Below are 1,343 nucleotides of genomic sequence, written 5' to 3'. Positions count from 1 at the left end.
TTAGTTTTATCCGTTGTACAAGAAGCGGCATCCACATTCACTGTTACCGGAGCAGCACAAGTAATGGTTGGATTGATATTGTCAACTACAGTTACAATTTGAGTACAAGTAGCAATATTTCCAGCAATGTCCGTTACGGTCCAAGTTACCGTTGTGTTTCCGATAGGGAATATACTAGGGGCATCGTTAGTTACGGATTTCACACCACAGTTGTCAGCAGTTGTAGGTAATCCAAGAGTTACATTAGCTTTATCCGTTGTACAAGAAGCGGCATCTACATTTATGGTTACCGGAGCTGCACAAGTAATGGTTGGCAGAATAGAATCGACCACCGTTACAATTTGAGTACAAGTAGCAATATTTCCAGCATTGTCCGTTACAGTCCAAGTTACCGTTGTATTTCCGATAGGGAATACACTAGGCGCATCATTAGTTACGGATTTCACGCCACAATTATCAGCAGTTGTAGGTAATCCAAGAGTAACATTAGTTTTATCCGTTGTACAAGAAGCGGCATCCACATTCACTGTTACCGGAGCAGCACAAGTAATGGTTGGCAGAATAGAATCGACCACCGTTACGATTTGAGTACAAGTAGCAATATTTCCAGCATTGTCCGTTACGGTCCAAGTTACCGTTGTGTTTCCGATAGGGAATACACTAGGGGCATCATTAGTTACGGATTTCACACCACAATTATCAGCCGTAGTTGGCAGACCCAGAGTAACATTAGTTTTATCCGTTGTACAAGATGCGGCATCTACATTTACGGTTACCGGAGCTGCACAAGTAATGGTTGGTAGAATAGAATCGACCACCGTTACAATTTGAGTACAAGTAGCAATATTTCCAGCATTGTCAGTTACGGTCCAAGTTACGGTTGTATTTCCGATAGGGAAAACACTAGGGGCATCGTTAGTTACCGATTTCACGCCACAGTTGTCAGCAGTTGTAGGTAATCCAAGAGTAACATTAGCTTTATCCGTTGTACAAGAAGCAGCATCTACATTTACGGTTACCGGAGCTGCACAAGTAATAGTTGGCAGAATAGAATCGACCACCGTTACAATTTGAGTACAAGTAGCAATATTTCCAGCATTGTCCGTTACGGTCCAAGTTACGGTTGTGTTTCCGATAGGGAATACACTAGGGACATCGTTAGTTACCGATTTCACGCCACAGTTGTCAGCAGTTGTAGGTAATCCAAGAGTTACATTAGCTTTATCCGTTGTACAAGAAGCGGCATCTACATTTACGGTTACCGGAGCTGCACAAGTAATGGTTGGATTGATATTATCAACTACAGTTACGATTTGTGTACAAGTAGCCGTATTTCCAGCATT

General features: G+C 42.3%; 1 protein-coding gene. It reads right to left on the bottom strand.

What is annotated here, in order from left to right:
* The coding region (locus tag IWX83_RS17075; RefSeq protein WP_196831355.1) for an HYR domain-containing protein at positions 1-1,343 on the bottom strand (1,343 nt) is incomplete at both ends.

The organism is Flavobacterium sp. CG_9.1 (assembly GCF_015751645.1).
Taxonomy (GTDB): domain Bacteria; phylum Bacteroidota; class Bacteroidia; order Flavobacteriales; family Flavobacteriaceae; genus Flavobacterium; species Flavobacterium xanthum.
The sequence above is the reverse complement of the archived record's forward strand: the minus strand, read 5'-3'. Positions and strand labels throughout refer to the sequence as shown.